This is a genomic window from Micromonospora sp. NPDC007208, assembly GCF_042869175.1.
GTDB lineage: Bacteria > Actinomycetota > Actinomycetes > Mycobacteriales > Micromonosporaceae > Micromonospora > Micromonospora foliorum.
In genome coordinates this window covers 736,748-756,314 of the sequence record NZ_JBIAFG010000001.1, presented here as the reverse complement: position 1 = coordinate 756,314, position 19,567 = coordinate 736,748, and the positions used below count along the sequence as shown (strand labels likewise).

Annotated in this window: 20 protein-coding genes and 1 riboswitch; of the genes, 14 read left to right on the top strand and 6 right to left on the bottom strand. The window is 72.4% G+C overall.

Going from position 1 to position 19,567, the window contains the following annotated elements:
• Nucleotides 1-105: 105 nt before the first annotated feature.
• Both ACFYL6_RS03305 and ACFYL6_RS03300 read left to right on the top strand, forming a co-directional pair.
• Entirely contained in the window at nucleotides 106-801 is a 696-nt protein-coding gene (locus ACFYL6_RS03305) for a DivIVA domain-containing protein (RefSeq protein ID WP_091397983.1), read from the top strand.
• Between the two features lie 204 nt (nucleotides 802-1,005).
• Nucleotides 1,006-1,872, top strand: coding sequence for an SAM-dependent methyltransferase (locus ACFYL6_RS03300; protein WP_387166743.1), 867 nt, complete (start codon nucleotides 1,006-1,008; stop codon nucleotides 1,870-1,872).
• A 25-nt stretch (nucleotides 1,873-1,897) separates the two neighbouring features.
• Here ACFYL6_RS03300 and ACFYL6_RS03295 read toward each other — a convergent pair whose 3' ends face one another.
• Nucleotides 1,898-2,554, bottom strand: a complete 657-nt coding sequence (locus tag ACFYL6_RS03295; protein ID WP_387166740.1) for an NAD(P)H-binding protein — start codon at nucleotides 2,552-2,554, stop codon at nucleotides 1,898-1,900.
• Nucleotides 2,555-2,654: 100 nt separating this feature from the next.
• Here ACFYL6_RS03295 and ACFYL6_RS03290 point away from each other — a divergent pair, with 100 nt between their 5' ends.
• The 3 genes from ACFYL6_RS03290 to gcvP all read left to right on the top strand — a co-directional run bounded on the left by ACFYL6_RS03290 (nucleotide 2,655) and on the right by gcvP (nucleotide 7,760).
• Nucleotides 2,655-3,722: a MerR family transcriptional regulator gene (locus ACFYL6_RS03290; RefSeq protein WP_387166857.1), complete on the top strand. Its 1,068-nt coding sequence runs from the start codon at nucleotides 2,655-2,657 to the stop codon at nucleotides 3,720-3,722.
• An 86-nt stretch (nucleotides 3,723-3,808) separates the two neighbouring features.
• Nucleotides 3,809-4,651: an NAD-dependent protein deacetylase gene (locus tag ACFYL6_RS03285; RefSeq protein ID WP_387166737.1), complete on the top strand. Its 843-nt coding sequence runs from the start codon at nucleotides 3,809-3,811 to the stop codon at nucleotides 4,649-4,651.
• Between the two features lie 115 nt (nucleotides 4,652-4,766).
• Nucleotides 4,767-4,865, top strand: a riboswitch (glycine riboswitch).
• Between the two features lie 72 nt (nucleotides 4,866-4,937).
• On the top strand, nucleotides 4,938-7,760 hold the full coding sequence (gcvP, locus tag ACFYL6_RS03280) for an aminomethyl-transferring glycine dehydrogenase (RefSeq protein ID WP_387166735.1): 2,823 nt from the start codon (nucleotides 4,938-4,940) through the stop codon (nucleotides 7,758-7,760).
• A 150-nt stretch (nucleotides 7,761-7,910) separates the two neighbouring features.
• Here gcvP and ACFYL6_RS03275 read toward each other — a convergent pair whose 3' ends face one another.
• Complete coding sequence (locus ACFYL6_RS03275; RefSeq protein ID WP_007460326.1) at nucleotides 7,911-8,111, bottom strand: DUF5999 family protein; 201 nt, start codon at nucleotides 8,109-8,111, stop codon at nucleotides 7,911-7,913.
• A gap of 123 nt (nucleotides 8,112-8,234) precedes the next feature.
• Between ACFYL6_RS03275 and ACFYL6_RS03270 the strand changes: the two genes are divergently transcribed.
• Entirely contained in the window at nucleotides 8,235-9,455 is a 1,221-nt protein-coding gene (locus tag ACFYL6_RS03270) for a chorismate-binding protein (RefSeq protein ID WP_387166732.1), read from the top strand.
• Between the two features lie 32 nt (nucleotides 9,456-9,487).
• A complete protein-coding gene (gene def, locus ACFYL6_RS03265; protein ID WP_387166729.1) occupies nucleotides 9,488-9,997 on the top strand; it encodes a peptide deformylase in 510 nt (169 codons plus the stop codon).
• On the opposite strand, the gene ACFYL6_RS03260 is transcribed toward def, so the two are convergent.
• The gene (locus ACFYL6_RS03260; protein ID WP_387166726.1) at nucleotides 9,994-10,767 is read right to left on the bottom strand and encodes a sulfite exporter TauE/SafE family protein; all 774 of its coding nucleotides are present in this window, start codon (nucleotides 10,765-10,767) and stop codon (nucleotides 9,994-9,996) included. The two genes, def and ACFYL6_RS03260, sit on opposite strands and share 4 nt — an antisense overlap.
• Nucleotides 10,768-10,950: 183 nt before the next feature.
• Between ACFYL6_RS03260 and ACFYL6_RS03255 the strand changes: the two genes are divergently transcribed.
• The 4 genes from ACFYL6_RS03255 to ACFYL6_RS03240 all read left to right on the top strand — a co-directional run bounded on the left by ACFYL6_RS03255 (nucleotide 10,951) and on the right by ACFYL6_RS03240 (nucleotide 14,877).
• The gene (locus tag ACFYL6_RS03255) at nucleotides 10,951-11,730 is read left to right on the top strand and encodes an endonuclease/exonuclease/phosphatase family protein (protein WP_387166723.1); all 780 of its coding nucleotides are present in this window, start codon (nucleotides 10,951-10,953) and stop codon (nucleotides 11,728-11,730) included.
• A gap of 20 nt (nucleotides 11,731-11,750) precedes the next feature.
• Complete coding sequence (locus ACFYL6_RS03250; RefSeq protein WP_387166720.1) at nucleotides 11,751-11,900, top strand: hypothetical protein; 150 nt, start codon at nucleotides 11,751-11,753, stop codon at nucleotides 11,898-11,900.
• 121 nt (nucleotides 11,901-12,021) lie between these two features.
• The gene (locus tag ACFYL6_RS03245) at nucleotides 12,022-14,124 is read left to right on the top strand and encodes a M14 family zinc carboxypeptidase (protein WP_387166717.1); all 2,103 of its coding nucleotides are present in this window, start codon (nucleotides 12,022-12,024) and stop codon (nucleotides 14,122-14,124) included.
• 81 nt (nucleotides 14,125-14,205) lie between these two features.
• The gene (locus tag ACFYL6_RS03240; RefSeq protein ID WP_387166714.1) at nucleotides 14,206-14,877 is read left to right on the top strand and encodes a fasciclin domain-containing protein; all 672 of its coding nucleotides are present in this window, start codon (nucleotides 14,206-14,208) and stop codon (nucleotides 14,875-14,877) included.
• 6 nt (nucleotides 14,878-14,883) lie between these two features.
• Here ACFYL6_RS03240 and ACFYL6_RS03235 read toward each other — a convergent pair whose 3' ends face one another.
• A complete protein-coding gene (locus ACFYL6_RS03235) occupies nucleotides 14,884-15,879 on the bottom strand; it encodes a tyrosine-type recombinase/integrase (RefSeq protein ID WP_387166711.1) in 996 nt (331 codons plus the stop codon).
• Between the two features lie 59 nt (nucleotides 15,880-15,938).
• Between ACFYL6_RS03235 and ACFYL6_RS03230 the strand changes: the two genes are divergently transcribed.
• Together ACFYL6_RS03230 and ACFYL6_RS03225 are read left to right on the top strand one after the other, a co-directional pair.
• The gene (locus ACFYL6_RS03230; protein ID WP_387166708.1) at nucleotides 15,939-16,490 is read left to right on the top strand and encodes an AAA family ATPase; all 552 of its coding nucleotides are present in this window, start codon (nucleotides 15,939-15,941) and stop codon (nucleotides 16,488-16,490) included.
• The gene (locus ACFYL6_RS03225) at nucleotides 16,487-17,248 is read left to right on the top strand and encodes a hypothetical protein (protein ID WP_387166705.1); all 762 of its coding nucleotides are present in this window, start codon (nucleotides 16,487-16,489) and stop codon (nucleotides 17,246-17,248) included. The genes ACFYL6_RS03230 and ACFYL6_RS03225 overlap by 4 nt, the downstream gene beginning before the upstream one ends.
• A 132-nt stretch (nucleotides 17,249-17,380) precedes the next feature.
• Here ACFYL6_RS03225 and ACFYL6_RS03220 read toward each other — a convergent pair whose 3' ends face one another.
• On the bottom strand, nucleotides 17,381-17,521 hold the full coding sequence (locus tag ACFYL6_RS03220; protein ID WP_387166703.1) for a hypothetical protein: 141 nt from the start codon (nucleotides 17,519-17,521) through the stop codon (nucleotides 17,381-17,383).
• 145 nt (nucleotides 17,522-17,666) lie between these two features.
• Complete coding sequence (locus ACFYL6_RS03215; protein WP_387166700.1) at nucleotides 17,667-18,461, bottom strand: alpha/beta fold hydrolase; 795 nt, start codon at nucleotides 18,459-18,461, stop codon at nucleotides 17,667-17,669.
• A 230-nt stretch (nucleotides 18,462-18,691) separates the two neighbouring features.
• Here ACFYL6_RS03215 and ACFYL6_RS03210 point away from each other — a divergent pair, with 230 nt between their 5' ends.
• A complete protein-coding gene (locus tag ACFYL6_RS03210) occupies nucleotides 18,692-19,540 on the top strand; it encodes a PhzF family phenazine biosynthesis protein (RefSeq protein WP_387166697.1) in 849 nt (282 codons plus the stop codon).
• Nucleotides 19,541-19,567: the final 27 nt, after the last annotated feature.

Below are 19,567 nucleotides of genomic sequence, written 5' to 3'. Positions count from 1 at the left end.
CGAGGAGTGAGCTGGCGAGCCCCGCGGTCGCGAACGGAAGGCGGGTCAGGTGAGCGCGAAGAGTGAGCTTGCGGGCCCGGCGGTCGCGAACGGAGGTCTGCACAGGTGAGCGCGACGCCGATCAGTCGGTATGACGGGGTGCAGGTTTCCGGCGGTGTGCAGGTGCGGATGACCGCCGACCGGGTTCGGCGGTGGGAGTTCGGTGCCGCGTCGTTCGCCCGGCGTGGTTACGACAACGCTGACGTGGACCGGTTCCGGGTGCAGGTCGCCGACGAGTTGGACCTGTTGGCGACGCAGATCGCGACGTTGCGGGCGGAGAACGAGCGGCTGACCGACCGGGTGGAGCTGCACCGGCACGGGGTGATTCCGAGTACGGGGGCGGCGGCGAAGGTTCCGGCGGCGCGGGAGGTGAATCTGCTGTCGGCGGCGCAACGGGAGGCCGAGCAGATCATCGCGCAGGCGCACGACTACGCGCGTCGGGTCGCCGAGTACGCCCGGGTGCAGTACGAGAGTTACCTGCACGCGGCGGAGGCGGAGGCGAAGCAGGAGGCGGAGCGGGCGGTGGCGGAGTACCGCAGCGCGGCCGGGCCGAGCTTCGACGACACGGTGGCGACCCGGGAGGCGTTGCGGATCTTCGGGGAGATGATGGTGTCGCACATGCAGGCGGCGGCGCGGCATCTCGATGACGGCAGTGAGCAGTTGGCGCGCACGATGGATCGGATCGCGGCGGAGACGCCGGGGGCGCCGTTCGTCGGTGGTGTGGTGGGGCAGTCGGCGTTGCCGCGGCACCAGCAGCGCTGAGTCGTCGCCGGGTGGGGTCCGCGGACGTGGACCCCACCCGTTGGCGGCGGTGGCATAGTCGGAGGGGCCAGGTGGGCTGACCGGCGGCCCGCCCCTGGGAGAGGCGCCGTCGTGTCGGTATCTCCGTCCCCACCCGGCGGGTCTGCGGACCCGTTGGCCGCGTTGGAGGCGTCGGCGTGGGCTCTGGCGGCCGCGGTGGGCACCATGAGTGACGCCCTGTCGGCCCCGCTCGCCGAGGTCCTCGCCGGGTCGCCGCACCGCAGCGCGGTGCTGGAGGCCGCTGGTCTGCTCTCCTGGGACGGTGGGGCGCCGGTGGCGCACCCGTCGCTGGTGGCTGCCGATGGGCCGACCGGGCGCAGCGCCGTGCAGGCGCGGTTGAGTTCGTTGCGGCAGGCGGTCGCCGCGGCGGCGCAGGAGCCTTCCGGGCCGGGCGGGGCCGGTTGGGCGCAGTTGGACGACGAGGTGTTGCTGCATCAGGGTCGGGCGTCCGCGGCGACCGGCCGGGCGTTGGCGTCGCGGGTGGTGCCCGAGTTGCCGGGGATGGCGGAGCGCTTGGATTCCGCCGACGCCCGGGTGCTGGACGTGGGCACCGGTGTGGGGGCGTTGGCTGTCGCCGTGGCCCGCGCGTTGCCCCGGGCGTCGGTGGTCGGCATCGACGTGCTGCAACGGGCGTTGGACCTGGCCCGCGGGGAGCTGACCGAGGCGGGTGATGTCGCGGATCGGATCACGTTGCGCCGGCAGGACGTCGCCGAGGTGGACGAGCCGGGCGGGTACGACCTGGTCTGGTTGCCGGCGCCGTTTCTTCCCCAGCAGACGTTGGCGCTCGCGTTGCCCCGGCTGGTGCGGGCGCTGCGACCCGGTGGCTGGCTGGTGGCGGGCACCAACCCTCCGGCCGAGGATCCGTTGCGGGCGGCCGTCGACAGGTGGAACGCCGTCCGCAACGGCGGCAACGCCTTCGACGCGGACCGGATGGCGCAGGTGTTGGCGGGGGCCGGGTTGGGTGATGTCCGCCGTTTCCCGACCGTTCCCGGTGGGCCGGTGCTGGTCGCCGCGCACCGTCCAGGCGGCTGAGGCCCGCCGTCGGCGGGGCGGGTGGTCAGGTGGTGGCGGCGCGGACGGCGTCGGCGATCGGGGTGGGCCCGTCGACGAGTTCCAGGGTCGCGCCGGTCGTGCGCGGTTCGTCGAGCAGGGCGGCGAGGACGTGGGCGACGTCGGTGCGGCTGATCGCGCCGCGGCCGGCGTGCGGGGTGAGGGTGACCCGCCCGGTGGGTGGGTCGTCGGTGAGCCGGCCGGGTCGCAGCACCGTCCAGGCCAGGTCGCGGCCGCGCAGGTCGTCCTCGGCGGCGCGTTTGGCGCGCAGGTACGCCGCCCACACGTCGTCGCTGCCGGGGGCGGGTGGTGTGTCCACGCCCATGGAGGAGACGAGCAGGTAGCGGTGGACGCCGGCGCGGGTGGCGGCGTCGGCGAGCAGCGCGGCGGCGGCCCGGTCGACGGTGTCCTTGCGGGCGGCGCCGCTGCCGGGGCCGGCGCCCGCGGCGAAGACCACCGCGTCGGCGCCGTGAAGGTGCTCGGCCAGCTGCGGAACCTCGGTGTGTTCCAGGTCGCAGACGACGGGGGTGGCGCCGGCGGCGCGCAGCGTCGCGGTCTGCTCGGGGTTGCGGATGAGGCCGACGGCGGTGTCGCCGCGCCCGGTGAGGTGGCGTTGCAGCAGTAGGGCGATCTTGCCGTGGCCTCCGGCGATGACGACGCGCATGCGCCCAACCTACCGGCGGCACCGGCTTGACCTTGACCTTCGGGCAACCCTGAGCCTGGTGGGCGCCGGTCGCCGTGACCGGCACGAGGAGGATGTCGACGTGGGGCTGATGACCATCGGGGCGTTCGCCCGGGCGGCCAGGCTGACGCCGAAGGCGTTGCGCCTGTACGACCAGTGTGGGCTGCTGGTGCCGGCCGCTGTCGATCCGGAGTCCGGGTACCGGCTGTACGACCCGGCTCAGTTGCCGGTGGCCCGGCTGGTCGCCCAGTTGCGTCGGATCGGTATGCCGCTGGCGACGATCCGGGTCGTGTGTGGCCTGGAGCCCGCCGCGGCGGCTGAGGCGATCACCGCGTACTGGCGGCAGGTCAGCGCCGACACCGCGGCCCGCGCCCGACTCGCCACCCTCCTCGTGGACCACCTGTCTGAAGGGGGCGCCACCATGTCTGACCCGAATCCCACCGTTGCCGTGCGCTGCGCCGCCGGTTGTGACACCGGGCTGGTGCGTGACAGCAACGAGGACACCGCGTACGCCAGCGGGCGGTTGCTGGCCGTGGCCGACGGTATGCGGGGACCCGGGGGTGCGGCCGCCAGCGCCGCTGCCGTCGACGCCCTGAAGCCGTTGGCGCTCACCGACGTGCCGGCCGCCGACCTGCTGACGATGCTGGCCGGTGCGGTGAGCGACGCCGACCGCGCCGTGCGCGGGTTGGCCACCGACGCCGACCAGCCGGTCACGACGCTGACCGCGCTGCTGCTCAGCGGTTCCCGGCTGGGGCTGGTGCACGTCGGTGACACCCGGGTCTACCTGCTGCGCGACGGTGAGTTGTCCCTGCTCACGCAGGATCACACCTGGGTGCAGACGCAGGTGGACCAGGGCCGGCTGGACCGGGACCAGGCGGCGACGCACCCGCAGCGGGCGGTGCTGGTGCGCGCCCTCGGTGGCGGTCGGCAGGTCGAGGCGGACCTGGGGTTGCGCACCGCCCAGCCCGGTGACCGGTACCTGCTGTGCTCCGACGGGTTGTCCGCGGTCGTCGACCGGGTCGACCTGCGTTCGGCGCTGGCTGCGGCCGCCGAACCCGAGGCCACGGTGGGGGAGCTGATCGGTTTGGCGCGGGCCGAGGGGGCGCCGGACAACATCGCCTGCGTCGTCGCCGACGTCGTCGCGGCGTAGCCCGCCGCCCCGCGTCGGGTGGTGGCATTGCCCACCCGGCGCGGGGCTCGGCGTTAGCGGACGGGTTGAGGCAGCATGGAGAGGTGATGGAGAGCCTCGACGTGTTGACCTCGCTGGTGTCTGGTGGTGGGGTGGTGGTGCTCAGCGGCGCCGGCCTGTCCACCGAGTCGGGGATTCCGGACTACCGGGGGCCCAGCGGGGTGGCGCGGCGGCACACGCCGATGACCTTCCAGGCGTTCACCCGGGATCCCCTGGCCCGGCGGCGCTACTGGGCGCGGAGTCACCTGGGGTGGCGGTTGATCGCGGGCGCGGCGCCGAACGCCGGGCACCGGGCGGTGGCCGGGCTGCAACACGCCGGCCTGGTCGACACGGTGATCACCCAGAACGTCGACGGGCTGCACGGTGTGGCCGGCAGCACCTCGGTGATCGAGTTGCACGGTCGCCTCGACGAGGTGACCTGCCTGGACTGCGGCAATCTGACCTCCCGGGAGGAGCTGCACCGGCGGCTGCGCGAGGCCAACCCGGACTTCGTGGCCCGCGTCGCCGCGGTCAACCCGGACGGTGATGTTGATCTCCCCGATGAGCAGGTGGCGGCGTTCCGGCCGGTGGACTGCGGGATCTGCGGCACCGGGATGCTGAAACCGGACGTGGTGTTCTTCGGTGAGACGGTGCCACCGCAGCGGGTGGCGCGGTGTTTCGCGGCCGTCGAGCGGGCCCGGTCGTTGCTGGTGCTCGGGTCGTCGTTGACGGTGATGTCGGGGCGCCGGTTCGTGATCCGGGCCGCGAAACGGGGCATCCCGGTCGCCATCGTCAACCAGGGGCCGACGCGTGGTGACGGCCACGCCACCGTGTGCGTCGACGCCCCGTTGGGTGCGGTGTTGCCGCAGCTGGCCGCGCGGGTCGGCGCCGGGGCGCCGGCCAGGGTGTGACGGCGCGGGTGAGGTGCCCGGCCCGCGGCTAGGACACCCCGGGTGGGGTGCCCGGCCCCCCGGGGGTAGGACATCCGCCGGAAACACCGACGCTGGTAGCGTTGAGCACGCCGGTAACACCCACGTGGGAGAGACCGCCCGACAGCACGCAGGGCGGCGCCGAAGGGGCAAATCCTCCCCGGAACCTCTCAGGCAAAAGGACCTCGTGGGCAGGCACTGTGGAGTGCCCCTGTGGGTGCGACAGAGGGGGAGGCCGACACGTCGACCTCGCCCCGGGAGTGCCCCCATGACCGTAGAGCAGTTCGCCACCCGTCACATCGGTCCCGGCCCCGACGATGAGCGTCGGATGCTGGAGGTCGTCGGGCACGACTCGATCGACGAGCTGATGGACGCCGCGATCCCCGAGGTGATCCGCTGGCACGGCACCCTCGACCTGCCCGATCCGGCCACCGAGGCCGAGACGATCGCCGAGCTGCGGGCCCTCGCGGCCCGGAACACCGTCGCCGTCTCCATGATCGGGTTGGGGTACCACGGCACGCACACCCCGGCGGTGATCCGCCGCAACGTGCTGGAGGACCCGGCCTGGTACACGGCGTACACGCCGTACCAGCCGGAGATCAGCCAGGGCCGGCTGGAGGCGCTGCTGAACTTCCAGACCATGGTCACCGACCTGACCGGCCTGGCCACCGCGAACGCCTCGATGCTCGACGAGGGCACCGCGGCGGCGGAGGCGATGACCCTCGCGCGGCGGGCCTCCAAGAGCAAGAGCCGGGTGTACGTCGTCGACGCCGACGCCCTGCCGCAGACCATCGCGGTGATCACCAGCCGGGCCGAACCGCTCGGCATCGACGTGCGGGTCCTCGACGTCGAGCGTGACGAGTTGCCGGCGGAGTTCTTCGGCCTGCACCTGCAGTACCCGGGGGCGTCCGGGGCGGTCCGTGACCACGCGCGCCTGGTCGAGGCGGCGCACGCCGTCGGGGCCCTGGTGACCGTCGCGGCGGACCTGTTGGCGTTGACGCTGCTGCGCGCTCCGGGAGAGATCGGCGCGGACATCGCCGCCGGCACCACGCAGCGTTTCGGCGTACCGATGGGCTTCGGTGGGCCGCACGCCGGTTACCTGGCGGTGCGCTCGGGCCTTGAGCGGATGCTGCCCGGGCGCCTGGTCGGGGTGTCGCGCGACGCGGACGGCAACCCGGCCTACCGGTTGGCGTTGCAGACCCGCGAGCAGCACATCCGGCGGGAGAAGGCGACCAGCAACATCTGCACCGCGCAGGTGCTGCTCGCCGTGATGGCCGGCATGTACGCCGTCTACCACGGCCCGGACGGGCTGCGGGACATCGCGACGCGTACCCACCGGATGGCGGCGCGGCTCGCGGCCGGGTTGCGCGCCGGTGGGGTGGACGTCGCGGACGTCGCGTTCTTCGACACCGTCACCGCGACCGTGCCCGGCGCGGCGGCGCAGGTCGTCGCGGCCGCCGCGCAGCGGGGGGTGAACCTGCGGCTGGTCGACGCCGACCGGGTGGGGGTGTCCTGCGACGAGACCACTACCGACGCGCATCTGGCGCAGGTGTGGGAGGCGTTCGGAGTGCCCGCGTTCGACGGTGACGGGGACGTGGCCCTGCCGGTCGACCTGACACGCGGCAGCGACTTCCTCACCCACCCGGTGTTCCGCAGCCACCACTCGGAGACGGCGATGCTGCGCTACCTGCGGCGGCTGTCGGACTTCGACTACGCCCTGGACCGGGGCATGATCCCGCTCGGGTCGTGCACGATGAAGCTGAACGCGACCACCGAGATGGAGCCGGTCAGCTGGGCGGAGTTCGCGAACATCCACCCGTTCGCGCCGGACACCCAGACCGCCGGGTACCGGGAGCTGATCGGTCAGCTGGAGTCGTGGCTGGCCGAGGTGACCGGCTACGACGCGGTGAGCGTGCAACCCAACGCGGGTTCGCAGGGTGAGCTGGCCGGGTTGCTGGCGATCCGCTCGTACCACGCGTCGCGCGGTGAGACGCACCGCGACGTGTGCCTGATCCCGTCGTCGGCGCACGGCACGAACGCGGCGTCGGCGGTGATGGCCGGCATGCGGGTCGTGGTGGTGGCCTGCGACGACGACGGCAACGTCGACCTCGTCGACCTGGACGCGAAGATCGACAAGCACCGCGACGCGCTCGCCGCGATCATGGTGACGTACCCGTCGACGCACGGCGTGTACGAGACGGGCATCGCGTCGCTGTGCGCGAAGGTCCACGACGCCGGCGGGCAGGTGTACGTCGACGGGGCGAACCTCAACGCCCTGGTCGGGTTCGCCAAGCCCGGCAAGTTCGGTGCGGACGTGTCGCACCTGAACCTGCACAAGACGTTCTGCATCCCGCACGGCGGCGGCGGCCCCGGGGTGGGCCCGGTGGCGGTGCGCGCGCACCTGGCGCCGTTCCTGCCCGGTGACCCGCTGGGCGCGCACGCCGACGCGACGCCGGCGATCTCGGCGGCGAAGTACGGGTCGGCGGGCATCCTGCCGATCCCGTGGGCGTACCTGCGGATGATGGGCGCCGAGGGGCTGACCCGGGCCACCGGTGTGGCGGTGCTCGCGGCGAACTACGTGGCGGCGCGGCTGCGGGGGCACTTCCCGGTGCTGTACGCCGGCAACAAGGGCCTGGTGGCGCACGAGTGCATCCTCGACCTGCGGCCGTTGACGAAGGCGACCGGGGTGAGCGTCGACGACGTGGCGAAGCGGCTGATCGACTACGGCTTCCACGCGCCGACGATGTCGTTCCCGGTGGCGGGGACGCTGATGGTGGAGCCGACCGAGAGCGAGGACCTGGCCGAACTGGACAGGTTCTGCGACGCGATGATCGCGATTCGCGCGGAGATCGAGCAGGTGGGGTCCGGGGCGTGGCCGGCGGGGGACAACCCCCTGGCCAACGCGCCGCACACCGCGGCGATGGTCAGCGGTGACGAGTGGTCGCACGCGTACCCGCGGTCGGTGGGCGCGTACCCGGCCGGGGTGGACCGGGCCGGGAAGTACTGGCCGCCGGTGCGGCGCATCGACGGCGCGTACGGCGACCGGAACCTGGTCTGCTCGTGCCCGTCGCCGGAGGCGTTCGAGGACTGACAACGCCGCAGCCGGTCGGGGACCGACGACGGCGCGCCGGGGCGGGCGGTACGGCCTGCCCCGGCAGCCGCTGCGACCTGGGCGGGGACGTCCCTTACCGGGGGACTAGCCTGGGTCGACGGCGGCTAAACGGTGACGCTGAGTGGTCGGTCAGGCCACGAGGGCGTGGCGGGCGGGGCCGCGGTGCGGTGCGATGCTGCTGCCGTCGGGAAGCAGCTCGCCGGTGTCCTCGAAGACGATGACACCGTTGCAGAGCAGGCTCCAGCCCTGCTCACGGAAGCAGGCGAGGACCCGCGCGGCTTCCCGGTCGGTGGCTTCAGCGGAGGGGCAGGTCGGTTGGTGCTGGCACATCGGGTTCTCCGGACTGTGGGGGCACTGTGTCATGGTTCACATGACCAGTGACGCACAGTACCAAGCGAAAGTGTCCAACATCGAGCAGGTGCCCGCCTGGCACCCGGGAAATCCACTGAACGGATGAGGAAGGTTGGACCGTACGGCGTGGAAACGCTCCCACAGGTGTGCCCCACGAGCAGCGGCTCGGTTGCTCTGGTCGATGTACCCGCCGCGCCGGCCGCGTGCCGGGGCGCGCTCACCGAACGCGCCCGCCTGCACTGGTCCCGCGGCGACGGCGGCGACCCCGCGGCCCTCGCCGAGGAGTTCCTCGCCGCGCACGGCCTGCCCCTGCACGACCTGACCCGACCCGCCGCCGCCCAGCACGGCACCGGGGTCTGCGGCGCGGCCCTGTACCTGTCCGCCGCGGCCGGGGCGCTGCTGGCCGGCGCCCCCACCGGGGCACCCGAACCCGCGCCGAACCTGCCCGACCTCGCCGTCGTCGTCTACGCGCACGGCCCCACCCGGGGCACCCGGCCCGGCCCACCGACGCCGTGGTGGCTCGGCGAGTGGACCGAGAGCTGGACCCCCGGGCAGCACGCCGCCGCCGTCGACGCGGTCCGCGCCGCCATCGGCCGCGGCGACGTCTACCAGAGCAACCTCGTCGGCCACGCCGCCGCCCCCTACACCGGCGACCCGCTGCCCGCCCTGAGCCGCCTCGGCGCGCTCCCCGGCGCCCGCTACGGCGGTGTCCTCACCGGCGACGGCTGGGCCATCGGCTGCGCCTCCCCGGAAACCCTCGTCGAGGTCACCGACGGGCAGGTGATCACCCGACCGATCAAAGGCACCCGCCCGGCCACCGCCACCGGCCGCGCCGAACTGCTCGCCAGCGCGAAGGAACGCGCCGAACACATCATGATCGTCGACCTGGAACGCAACGACCTCGCCCGCATCGCCCGCACCGGCACCGTCACCGTCGACGACCTGTTCGCCGTCCGCCGCTGGTGCGACCTGTGGCAGGCCGAGTCGACCGTCCGCGCCGCCGCCGCCGACGGCCTCGGCCTCGCCGACCTGCTGCGCGCCACCTGCCCCGGCGGCTCCGTCACCGGCGCCCCGAAACTCGCCGCCCTGACCCAGATCAGCGCCCTCGAACCCGTCGGGCGGGGCGCCAGCATGGGCGCCCTGGGCTGGGTCGCCCCGGGCCACGTCGACCTCGGCCTGACCATCCGCACCGCCGCCGCCGACGGCCAGCGGCTGCACACCTGGGCCGGCGGCGGCATCACCTGGGACAGCGACGCCTACGCCGAGGTCGCCGAGGCCGCCGCGAAGACCACGCCGATCCGCGCCACCCTGGCCGGGCGCTGAGCGCCGCACCGGACGGCGATACGCTGAACCCCATGACCATGCGGCCCATCCGGATCATCGGCGACCCTGTCCTGCGCACCGGATGCGAACCGGTCACCACCTTCGACGCCGAGCTGCGCGCCCTCGTCACCGACCTGATGGACACCCTGCTCGGCGCCCCCGGCCGCGCCGGTGTCGCCGCACCGCAGATCGGCGTCAGCGCCCAGGTGTTCGTCTACGACGCCGACGGGCACCGCGGCCACCTCATCAACCCCACCCTCGAGCTGTCCGAGGAGCTGCAGGACGACGAGGAGGGCTGCCTGTCCATCCCCGGGCTGTACTTCCCGACCGTGCGGGCCCTGCACGCCACCGCCCACGGCGTCGACCAGCACGGCGAGCCGCTGACCATCGCCGGCAGCGGGTTCCTGGCCCGCGCCCTGCAACACGAGACCGACCACCTGGGCGGGAAGCTCTACGTCGACACCCTGCGCGGCGACACCCGCCGCCGGGCCCTGCGCGAGATCCGCGCCGGACGCTTCGACTCACCCAGCCGCCGCAGCTAGCGGGCCACCCACTGGTCGTGGCCGAGCTTCACGACCAACGCCACCACCACCACGAGCAGCACCACCCGCACGAACCCGGAGCCGCGACGCAACGCCATCCGCGCCCCCAACACCGCGCCGGCGATGTTGCACACCGCCATGCCCGCGCCCAGCAGCCACCACACGTGCCCGGTCACCCCGAACACCACCAGCGCGCCCAGGTTCGTCCCCGCGTTGACGACCTTCGCCATCGCCGAGCCGTGCACGAAGTCCGCGCCGACGAGGGCGGTGAACGCCAACACCAGGAACGTGCCGGTGCCCGGGCCGATCAACCCGTCGTACAGGGCGATCCCCACCCCGGCCACCGCGATCACCGCCGCCACCCGCACCGGGGTGCGCTTCGCCGGCGCCGCCACCACCCCCATGCGGGGACGCAGCAGCACGAACACCGCCACCGCCACCAGCACCACCAGCACGACCGGCCGGTACGCCGACGCCGGCACCGCCCCGGCGAGAGCCGCGCCCACACCCGCGCTGAACACCGCCAACCCCGCCGCAGGCCCCGCGACCCGCCAGTCGACAGTCGTCCTGCGGGCGTACGTCGCCGCCGCCGTGGCCGTACCGAAGATCGCGGCCAACTTGTTCGTGCCCAACGCGGTGGCCACCGGCAACCCCGGGGCGGCCACCAGCAACGCCGGCAGCAGCAACAACCCGCCACCACCGACCACGGCATCGACCCACCCGGCCATCGCCGCGGCGGCCAGCAGGGTACTCAGCGTCACGGCGTCCACGGGCGGCAATTCTCCCCACCCGACGCGCCTCACCGGCCCTCAAGTGGCAAGCCTCACCCGGTCACCGGCCCCGCGTACGCCGCAACCACACCCCCAACGCCCCGACCGCCACGAACACCAGCACCGAGCACAGCAACACCTTCGCCACCCGGCAACCATGCCACGGGCACGTAAGGTGCAGGAGTGCGCCTGGCCACGTTCAACCTGCTGCACGGACGGTCCCTCACCGACGGGCTCGTCGACCCCGCCCGACTCGCCGCCGCCATCGCCGCCCTCGACGCCGACGTGCTCGCCCTGCAGGAGGTCGACCGCGACCAACACCGCAGCGGCAACCTCGACCTCACCGCCATCGCCGCCCGCGCCCTCAACGCACCCCACCACCGCTTCGCCGCCGCCGTCGTCGGCACCCCCGGCGAACAGTTCCGCCCCCTGCGCCACGACGACGACGGCCACGGCGAACCCTGCTACGGCATCGGCCTGATCAGCCGACACCCCGTCCGCAGCTGGCAGGTCACCCGACTCAAACCCGCGCCCGTGCGCTCACCGGTCTACGTGCCCGGCCCCCGCGGCGGCCTCGTCCTGCTGCACGACGAACCCCGCGTGGTCCTCGCCGCCGTCCTGGACACCCCCCACGGCCCCCTCACCGTCGCCGCGACCCACCTGTCCTTCGTGCCCGGCTGGAACGCCCGCCAACTACGCCAGACCGTCCGCGCCCTGCGCGCCCTCCCGGGCCCCCGCGTCCTGCTCGGCGACCTCAACCTGCCCGCCGGCGCGGCCCGGCTCATCTCCGGCTGGCACCCCCTGGGCCGCCTCCCCACCTACCCCTCCGGGCAGCCCCGCGTCCAACTCGACCACATCCTCGCCGACCGGCACGCCCTCGCCGACCTCCCACCGGTACGCGCCGTCACCGCGCCACCGTCCACCATCTCCGACCACCGCCCCCTGCTGGTCGACCTCGGCTGACACCGTTCATGCCGCCCAGCGTGCAACGCCCGAACGCCGCGCTCTACAAGGGCGACACCATCACCGAGGTCGAGCTCTTCGACGGGTACGCGCACCTGCTGCCCGCGCAGCAGGGCTGGCAGCGCATCGCCGACGTCGCCCTCGACCGGGCCCTGCGCCACGCCCGCTGAGCACCACGCCCCGCCGGCCGGCGGGGGAGCGGACCGCAAGATTCCCTCAAGATCTTTGCATCGGCGACCTCCGACGATCATGCTGGTCGATACGCGCCACGATCAACTCGTCGGAGGCCACATGAGACGCCAGCGACCCACCCTCATCGCCGTGTCCACCCTGATCGCCGTCACCCTCACCACCGCGCCCACCCCCGCCAACGCCCACCGCGCCGCACCACCCGACCAGGTAACCGCCCTCACCGCCCACCAGGCCGACGGATACACCACCCTCGCCTGGCAACCCGTCGATGGCGCCACCGACTACCAGATCGAACGCACCCCCGTCGACGCCGACAACACCCCCACCGGCGCACCCACCATCGTCGGCATCTGGCGACCCAACCGCCAGATCAACCAACAGGCGCCCACCTTCGCCGACTCCGGCTACAACCCCGGCGACACCTTCCAATGGCGCGTACGCGCCCGCACCGGCACCACCGAACAGCCCTACTCCGACCCGGTCACCGCCACCACCACCGCACCCTGGGGCAACCCCGACACCCCCGGCGAAAACCTGCGCACCCAATGGGAAACCACCCACGCCGCGCAGTACACCAGCGACACCGACGAGTACGCCTACACCGCCGCCATCGACGCCCTCAGCGACCGCGTCCGCGTCGTCGAACTCGGCCGCACCGTGCAGAACCGACCCATCAACATGATGGTCATCGGCCACCCCACCCCTGCGGCCACTCCGGAAGCCGTCGCCGCCACCGCACCGGTGGCCATCAACTGCAACGTGCACGGCAACGAACCCGGCGACCGCGAAGCCTGCCTCATCATGGCCCGCCAACTCGCCTTCAGCACCGACTCCCGCATCACCGACCTGCTCAGCCACACCACCGTCCTGATCGTCCCCACCATCAACGGAGACGGCCGCGCCAACAACACCCGCGGCAACTCCACCGGCCAGGACCTCAACCGCGACTACTCCCTGATCCGCCAGCCGGAGACCGCCGCGTACATCAGGATGGTCCGCGACTACCGACCCGTCGCCGGCTACGACGGCCACGAGTTCGGCAACTCCCGCGCCGGTGACCTGCCGATGCTGCCCCCACGGCACCAGAACGTCGCCCAACCCATCTTCGACCAGTCCCAGGACATGATCGAAGGCCACATGTACGCCAAGGGCGCCGAAGCCGGCTGGTGGGCCTGCCCCTACGGCTGCGAAGGCGGCGGCAACGTCGGCCTCAGCGAGGAAACCATCCTGCGCAACACCCTCGGGCTCAAGAACGTCACCAACTCCCTACTGGAACTGCGCAGCTCGGGCGGCCAGACCCGCCCCGACGAGGGCAACACCGCCAACAACCGGCGCCGCAAGACCTACTCGGCCCTCTGGACGTTCCACCAGTTCCTCGACTACCACCGCGCCGACCGCGCCGACATCCTCAAGGCCCGCACCGAAGCCATCGAATCCCAGGCCGCCAACACCGGCCGGCTGGTCTTCCGCGGCTCCCGCCCCATCCCCGCCCACCCGGCACCGCACCCCGGCGACAGCCCACCACCACTCGACGCGCCCCCCGCCGACCTGATCCTCGACACCCCGCCCTGCGCCTACAAACTCACCGACGCGCAGTACAACGGCGCCCGCACCGACGGACCCGGCGGCGTCGGCACCACGGTCGCCCAGCGCATCGCCGCCCACGGTTGGAAAGTCATCACGATCGGTGACGACCACTACGTTCCGCTCAACCAACCCGAACGCGGCCTCATCCCCCTGCTCCTCGACGCCAAGGGCGTGGAGAAGCTGACCGACGGCGAACGCGTCTATCCCACCCTCACCGGCCGCCGTAACGGACCCCTGGTTGTCACCGGCTTCACCTGCGCCGACGACGCCACCATCAACGGCCCGGTCACCGTCCGCGCCGGCGCGGCACTCGTCACGACCGCGACGACCATCAGCGGCCCGCTCACCGCCACCGGCGCCGCCGGCATCCTCCTCGCCGACAGCACCATCAACGGCCCGGTCCGCATCGCCACCAGCGACACGATCTCCATCATCGACGCCACCATCGCCGGCCCCGTCGACCTGACCGGCAACACCGGTACCGACGCACCGGTGCTGGCCGGCACCACCATCCGCGGCCCCCTCAGCTGCACCGGCAACAACCCCACCCCGAACAACCTCGGCATCGCCAACACCGTCCACGGCCCCCGCACCACCCAGTGCGCGGCACTGTGACCGACAACTAGCGAAACCGTCACGCCGGCGGCGGCGGGCCGACGCCCCCGCCGCCGGCACCTCACCAGTTACCCCGCACCCGTGGAGGCCGCCGTGTCGCACCCCGCCACCCCACCGCGACACCCCCGACGACCGCACGGCGCCCGGCGGGCGCTCGGCCCGCTCCTGCCAGCACTACTACTGCTCGCCGCCTGCACCGGCAGCCCCGCAGCTCCCCGCACGGCCGCCGCACCCCAGGTCACCGGGGAACTCTGCGCCGCCCTGCCCACCGGCACCGAACCCGGCAACCCGAGCTTCCTCGCCGGTCAACCCGTCGACCAGGCGCTGCGTTGGATCCCCACCCTCACCACGTTCGAAGCGGCCCTGCGCACCAGCGGCGTCCTCACCGACCTGCCCGCAGGCACCGGCGTCACCGTCCTGGCGCCCTCCGACGACGCCTTCGCCGCCACGTTCTCCGAGGACAACTGGGACGACCTCATGACCCGCCACACCGACCAGCTCCGCACCCTGCTGAAAGCCCACCTCATCACCGGAACCCACCCGATCGCCGACCTCACCACCGCCGGCACCGCCACCACCCTCGACGGCGTCACCGTCACCGTCACCCGCACCGGGGCCACCGCCCGCCTCGGCGACCGCGCCGACACGGTCTGCGCCGACTACCAGGCCACCAACGCCCGCATCCACATCATCAACGCCGTCCTCGGCCCCCTGCCCGTCACCGCCGACGGCACCGGCGACCGCGCACACTGACCACGCTCACCCCGGCGGCACCAGACCCGCCAGCGCCCGGTTGGTCCGGTTGGCGCGCACCGCGTCGCGCTGCTGCCCGGCCGTCACCTCGATGTACGTCTGCGACGACGCCAACGACGCGTGCCCCAACAACCGCATGATCTCCGCCGCGCTCGCACCGTCCTCCGCCAGCCGGGTTGCGAAGGTGTGCCGCAGCGCGTGCAGCCGCGCACCACGCGGCACCCGGTCACCGATACCGGCCCGCCGGTAACACGACTCGACGAGATACTGCAGGCCACCACGGCGCAACGGCTCACCACGCCGATCCACCAGCAACGGCGAGTCGGGGCGTACCGACCGCGAACCGAAGCGCCGCACCCGACTGTCCAGGTAGTCGCGCAGCACCCGGTCCAGATCCGCCTCGATCGGCACCACCCGAGGCCGCCCGCCCTTGCCCGCCACCTCGACCCGCCGCTCACCGGGCCGACCACCGAGCGAGTCGACCCGCAACGCCAGCAGCTCCGACAGGCGCAGCCCGGCGCAGAGCGCCACCGCCAACACCGCCACGTCCCGCTCCGGCCACGGGTCGCGTTGCCGACCGTCGTCGCGCGCGGCGGACGCGAGCAGCACCTCGGGGGTGTCCGCGCCGCGCAGCGGCTTGGGCTGGGGGAGTAGCGCCCGAGGACGCCCGACCGCCGGCATCGGGTTGCCCGCCACGAACCCGTCAGCGACCAGGAACGTGAAGAAGCTGTTCCAGGTGGACCAGGCCCGATGCACCGACGCGGGTGCCCGGGGGGCGGCGAACCGTGCGAAGGCCGCGCGCATCACCCGGGGGGAGAGGTCGGTGATCGACAACGCGTCCAGGGGGAGTGGAGGGGTGGCATCTTCCGCGACCAGAGCGGCGACCGTGTGTAGATCCCTGCGGTACGCGGCCAGGGTGTGCGGGGAGGGCTTGCGGGTGGCCCGCGCGGTCAGGAACTCCTCGATCAGCACCGCGAGCGATTCGTCCTGTTTGTCATGCATAAGGGATATTATGCAGCATTTTCGGGTTTCCGGGTAGGGGACCGAGAGAGGGGGAGAAGATGCCAGAACCCCGGCGGTACGTCCTCACCGGAGCCCCCGGCGCCGGCAAGACAACCCTGATCGAGGCGCTCCACCACAGGGGACACGTCACCGTCCGAGAGGCCGCCACCGACCTCATCGCCGAAAGGCAGGCACAGGGGTACGCCGAGCCGTGGCACGACACCGACTTCGTCGACGCCGTCGCCGCGCTGCAACACCACCGGCAGGTCGAAGCCGACGCGCGGCAGCCGGTCCAGTTCTACGACCGGTCGCCGCTGTGCACCCTGGCACTGGCCCGCCACCTGGGCAGACCGATCGGCCCGGCGCTGACCGCCGAGGTGGACCGGATCATGCGGAAGCGCACCTACCAACACCCGGTGTTCCTGATCAGCCCGCTGGGCTTCATCCGACACACCGCAGCGCGCCAGATCAGCTACGCCGACGCGCTGGCCTTCGCCCGCCTGTACCAGGAGGTGTACGAGGAGCACGGGCACCAGCTGGTCGAGGTGCCAGCCGGATCGGTGCGGACACGGGTGGCCCTGATCGAGAAACACGTATCGTGCGCGACATGACGTCGCCCGTTGCCACCTGCCCCGAGTGTGGTCAACCCGGCACACCCACCGTGTACCGAGATCCGGACGATCCCATGGCCTGGGTCTGTCCCGAGGGGCATCGGTGGCGGGTGACCGACCGGCCCGGGTGGTCGCCGTGGGCATCGCCCACCGCCGTCGCCGCGCCCCACCACGCCGGTGACACCACAACCCGGACCGGCCCCGCCCAGGTCGACAAGGACGGGCGGAGTTGGCGGATCGGCACGGCCAGCGACGTCGCCTGGCTCGCCGGGCACACCACGCCGGGTTTCTCGGTCACCGCCGCGATCCCGCCGGTGTTCGACGCGTACGGCACCTTTTACCCGCCAGAAGGGGTTGGTTTCGACGCCCACGAACGCGCGGTGATCGACGAGCTGGTGTCGTGCACGCCGGATCAGCCGTGGTGGCTGGGCTTCCTCGACACCGGCGCCCACAACGTCGTCTTCCCGGATGCCCCGAGGGTGTCCCTCTACTGGGGTTGGTCGTACGTACTGGTCGAGGCCGGGTCGGAACAGGCCATCACCTGGCGGACCGGTCACATGCGCGGCGACGGGGCGCTGCCCGACCTGTTCTTTCCGGCGGATCGCTCCTGGCTCGTCTCCGCCCTGTGGGACGACACCTGGACCGACATCGGCGCCAGTGTTGCCATACTGGCGGCCCTGCGACGCAACCCGCTGGTCAACGCGCGCCTCGTCGGTCCGGACGAGGACGCGTGCCCGCCCGGCCTGACGCGCGAGTGACCCCGCCCGGATGACGGCGAGGGGACCACCAGAACGCCTTACTTTACATAATGTGAATTATCGAATCCCGCTCCAGTGAGCCGTAGGTGGCCGAGAGGGGGTCATGTCGCGTCCTGACGAGCGTGTTCGAGGTCAACCTTTGCGCAGGTTTCCCCGATCTGCCGCGCCACCTTGGGAGCGACGACCGTTACTGCGATGCAGCAGCTCATTGCCCTGGTGCACACCATGTCCGGATTCGAGGTCGATCGCTTCGACGCTGTCCTCGTGCTCCACGCGCCGATCCCACTGACACCGATTCCACAGCAGATGAGTGGACAGGGTGCTCCGGCTCCTCGCGAGGCAGAGTGTGAGCAGAACCGTTGGCTATCCCTACAACCCGGATCGACCAAGGGCGATGCCCTCCCCTGCCGGCCCGTCGTCAGTCCGGTGAGATGTCACGAGTACGGCGCAGCCAGTCCTGGGTGAGTGAGCGCAGCAGGGTGGGTTGTTCGTACGGCAGGTAGTGTCCGGCTGCGTCGACCACGGTGTAGGTGCCGCGCGGATAGTGGCGCATGGCGCGGAACTGGTCGGCGTAGCCGACGATCCGGTCCTGTCGGCCGGTGATCACGCTGACCGGGCCGTTGAAGACGACCTCGGCGTTCTCGTCGGGTAGCGCGTAGTCGGGGCCGGTCTGCAGTTGCTGTTGGAAGGTCGCGTCGCCGGGGCCACCGGAGTTCATTGCGGCGAGCACCGTCGCGACGACGGTTGGGGTGCGGTGACCCAGGGCGGCGTCGAGGTGTGCGTGTAGTTCGGTGGGAGCGGCGTCGAGCCAGCCGGTGGGCGCGTCGAGTGGTGGGTCGTCGGGCAGGTTCCGGCTGTCGCGGGCGATGGTGACGCCGGGGCAGACGAGGAGCAGGCCGCGGACGAGGTCGGGTCGTTGGCGGGCGATGCCGGCGGCCAGGTACGCGCCGTAGGAGCCACCGGCGAGCAGGACTGGTGCGTCGACGTGGTGGTCGAGCCAGGCGCAGACGGTGTCCAGCACGGCCTGGGAGGTGGGTGGGCAGTTGGCGGGGGTGTCGCCGTGGCCGGGCAGGTCCAGGTAGATCTCTCGCAGGCCGGTGCCGGCGAAGGCGGGCCGGAAGGCGGCGGCCGTGGCGGCGCGGCTCATGCTGAACATGGGTAGGCACACCACAGGTGGTCCGGTTTCCGCTGATTGATCGACCGCCAGGTTCATGGTCGAGATGCTACTGAGGGTGTTGGCTTGGCGTGTACGGCGTAGGTGGACGGTGATGGCACGGCACCAGAGGGGGTGGTTGCGTCGTGGGTGACGGCAGTGCGGTGGTGGCCGCTTCCGACGACTCGGTTGTGGTCACCATCGTCAACGCCTGCCTTCGGGGCGGGCGTGGGGGCAGTCCAACGTCTGTCCTCGATGAGTCCCGCTCCCCCACACCGGCTGCGAATCATGTGTTGAGCGACGCCGAGCGCAGCCGGGTGCCGGTCCGGATGGGCACGTCGCATGCCGTGTTCGTGGGGCGGGTCGTGGGCGACGAGCCTGTGGATCTGAGGTTCTTCGCCGCCGAGGGGGAACTGCCCGCGTGTGGGCATGGGACGGTGGCGGCAGTGGCGTACCTCGCCGGGCGTCGTGGCGGTGGCGAGCACGAGTTCAGGTTGCGTGTGTCGGGGCGTACGTTCGTCGGTCGCGCGGTCCGCGACGGTGACCAGATTCGTGCCTCGTTCGATCCGGGTCCGGTGGCCGTACGGGACGCGACCTCGTTCGAGGTTGGCCTCGTCGTCGACGCCCTCGGTGTCGCTGCGGGCGACCTTCTTTCCGGGGCGTGTGTGGCCTCGTTGGGGCGGGCGCGGATGTTGGTGCCGGTCACCACACCTGGTGCGGTCGTGGCCTTGGGCCCTCGCCTGGACCGGCTCCGGGCGGCGTGCGACCAGTTGGGGTTGCTGGGCTGCTACGTCTATTCGCCCCCCACCCGTGTGGGTGGTGTGGTGGCCCGGATGTTCGCGCCGTCGATTGGGGTTCCTGAGGACATCGCCAATGTGAACAGCACCGCTTGCCTGGCCGCCCGGATGGCGGGTAGTGGCTTCCCGGAGTTGACCGTCGACATGGGTGACGTCCTTGGTGAACCGGCGACCATCATCGCCTCTGCCCGTCCGAGTTCCACCGGGGTGCGGGTCCTGGTGGGGGCCGACGCGATGATTGTCCGTGCGGTGCCGTACCTGGCCGGTGCGAAGGCCACCGAGGTCGAGGCGCCGGACCTAGACCCGCCGCTGACGGCGTTGGACACCATCTGCGGTCGCTGACCGTCGTGGGCACCGGCCGACCCGGCC

Excerpts from the sequence above, each read along its gene's own strand:
- ACFYL6_RS03300 (WP_387166743.1), top strand. The coding sequence starts at position 1,006 with ATGAGTGACGCCCTGTCGGCCCCGCTCGCCGAGGTCCTCGCCGGGTCG.
- ACFYL6_RS03295 (WP_387166740.1), bottom strand. The coding sequence starts at position 2,554 with ATGCGCGTCGTCATCGCCGGAGGCCACGGCAAGATCGCCCTACTGCTG.
- ACFYL6_RS03285 (WP_387166737.1), top strand. The coding sequence starts at position 3,809 with ATGGAGAGCCTCGACGTGTTGACCTCGCTGGTGTCTGGTGGTGGGGTG.
- gcvP (WP_387166735.1), top strand. The coding sequence starts at position 4,938 with ATGACCGTAGAGCAGTTCGCCACCCGTCACATCGGTCCCGGCCCCGAC.
- ACFYL6_RS03275 (WP_007460326.1), bottom strand. The coding sequence starts at position 8,111 with ATGTGCCAGCACCAACCGACCTGCCCCTCCGCTGAAGCCACCGACCGG.
- ACFYL6_RS03270 (WP_387166732.1), top strand. The coding sequence starts at position 8,235 with ATGAGGAAGGTTGGACCGTACGGCGTGGAAACGCTCCCACAGGTGTGC.
- def (WP_387166729.1), top strand. The coding sequence starts at position 9,488 with ATGACCATGCGGCCCATCCGGATCATCGGCGACCCTGTCCTGCGCACC.
- ACFYL6_RS03245 (WP_387166717.1), top strand. The coding sequence starts at position 12,022 with ATGAGACGCCAGCGACCCACCCTCATCGCCGTGTCCACCCTGATCGCC.
- ACFYL6_RS03235 (WP_387166711.1), bottom strand. The coding sequence starts at position 15,879 with ATGCATGACAAACAGGACGAATCGCTCGCGGTGCTGATCGAGGAGTTC.
- ACFYL6_RS03230 (WP_387166708.1), top strand. The coding sequence starts at position 15,939 with ATGCCAGAACCCCGGCGGTACGTCCTCACCGGAGCCCCCGGCGCCGGC.
- ACFYL6_RS03225 (WP_387166705.1), top strand. The coding sequence starts at position 16,487 with ATGACGTCGCCCGTTGCCACCTGCCCCGAGTGTGGTCAACCCGGCACA.
- ACFYL6_RS03215 (WP_387166700.1), bottom strand. The coding sequence starts at position 18,461 with ATGAACCTGGCGGTCGATCAATCAGCGGAAACCGGACCACCTGTGGTG.